Genomic DNA, 1,814 nt, shown 5'->3' with positions numbered 1-1,814 from the left:
GGAGGCAGGAGGGGTATGAGAAATCCTTTAAGTGGTATTGCTGCGGAGAGGTTTGCTAATTTTAATACTTTGGGAGGGCCAATGACCGTCCAAATAGGAAACCTGACTATAAATATGGCCGGGTTGGCTAGTGGTAGTCATATGTTTGGTTTTGAAAACGGCATGGTATCAAATTATATCCCCCCAGGCTCTATTGGAGATACTTATGCTGCTCTTGGTATGCGGGTGTCGGAAGGACCAGGAAATACTTTATATGGCAACAGAGCAGGAACAACTTTCTATCAAAGAAACAGTGCAGGCCAGGCTTTATATGCCCACACCGATCAATTCCTCGGTGCACGGGCTTCTTTGGTGCAGGAGTTGGTGGCTAGCGGGGGTGCTACTGTGGGTGAGGATTTGTCCTATAATAACACTAATCATAATTCTACCGAATTAGACTTAATTCAGTTGGGTAAGAATATTTCTCTTTATGGAGGGATACAAGCAGGTTTTGTTATTGATCAGTCTGTTGATATAGCGTTAACTCATGGACGAGGCCGATATACTGGTCCCTTGGAACATGCTCGTGATATTAGAAATTTAAAACAAGTATCAAACTGGACCAAGGGTATATCTGGTACTTTGGTAACTGTAGGAGCATTGGCATCAATTGGAGAGTTTGCCTATAGTGATAAATCTGGTGAAGACTATGCCAGGTTAGTTGGGGCAGGGGTAATAATAGGAACAAACTTCATTCCTTACGCTGGACCTTTTATCTCAACAACTTTAGGTGTAGCAGACGCAACGGGTCAATTTGATAGCTTTTATCGTGGCTTTGACAATTCATATTATAGAACTGGTTTCTTTAATATGTCATTTTCTTCCGGGAAATCATTAGTAGGTCCTTTTAAGTATTAAGTGATGAACTTTTATTATTATTTATATCACGGTTTTTATAAATTTCTAAGAAGAACCCACTATAAAGATATTGCTGGCTATATGGCCTGTGTAGCTTTTTCATTTTTTCTAGGAATTAATATCATGGTAATAGTTAAATATATCGGAATTGAGCCCTTGAAAGCATTGTCTAAGTTTACTTATGCTATCATAATTTTTGGTCCACTGTTAATTTTAAATGTTTTAGTCTTTGTTTTGAACAAAAGATATAAAAGTATAGACGAAAAAGTTGGGCCATCAGGAATGAGTGGAACGGTAGCTTTGTTGTATGCACTTGTGACAATTGCACTGTTACTTGTTCTTTAATCGAACCCCATTCAGACGCGTTTGCAACGCGTCTGTTTACAGTCTGTGACACAGTTTCGGGAGTATGCCTTTACTTATTTCTCACTACATCCAGAGTCGGTAAGTTCTAACCGGTTTCGGGTAGTAATAAAAAATAAAAAAATCCAATCTCTTCGGATTTTCATAGCTCAAGACGAAGGAGTACTTCAGCTATTGCTCTTTTCCAAAGGGCCCCGGAACTTAGGTCCGGGGACTTGCAGTAGGATTTTTTTGAATACCCGCTGTTTTACCCAATCATCCCAAACTGGCGCACGGTGTGCAGTGAATGCAATGGGCGTCATAAATGAAATGCATTGCAATGCTGTATTTAAGATGGTGGTAGGCCCTGACGTTTGTCAGTCAGGACTTGTGGCCCACCGAAGGCAATCTACAGGGATAGCCTTCAAACCACTCTACGGTGCTGTCCTGGTAACGGGGTGGTATTGAGCGGATAGAGAAAAGGTTCTTTAATGAATCAGGTATGTGTATGAGAGGTGAACGAAAGTGAACCCCCAAACTGGCGCAAGGTGTGCCGTGAATGCAATGGGCGGCAT

At 41.2% G+C, this 1,814-nt stretch carries 2 protein-coding genes; both read left to right on the top strand.

The window, feature by feature from the left end; all coding sequences use genetic code 11:
- Window positions 1–897 (top strand): hypothetical protein (locus C900_RS27560; RefSeq protein WP_221408175.1); only part of this gene is annotated, 897 nt, incomplete at its 5' end.
- Window positions 898–900: 3 nt separating this feature from the next.
- On the top strand, window positions 901–1,242 hold the full coding sequence (locus C900_RS27555) for a hypothetical protein (protein WP_040497706.1): 342 nt from the start codon (window positions 901–903) through the stop codon (window positions 1,240–1,242).
- Window positions 1,243–1,814 lie beyond the last annotated feature (572 nt).

This window comes from Fulvivirga imtechensis AK7, assembly GCF_000331535.1.
Taxonomy (GTDB): Bacteria; Bacteroidota; Bacteroidia; order Cytophagales; family Cyclobacteriaceae; genus Fulvivirga; species Fulvivirga imtechensis.
This window is presented reverse-complemented; position numbering and strand designations above follow the sequence as displayed.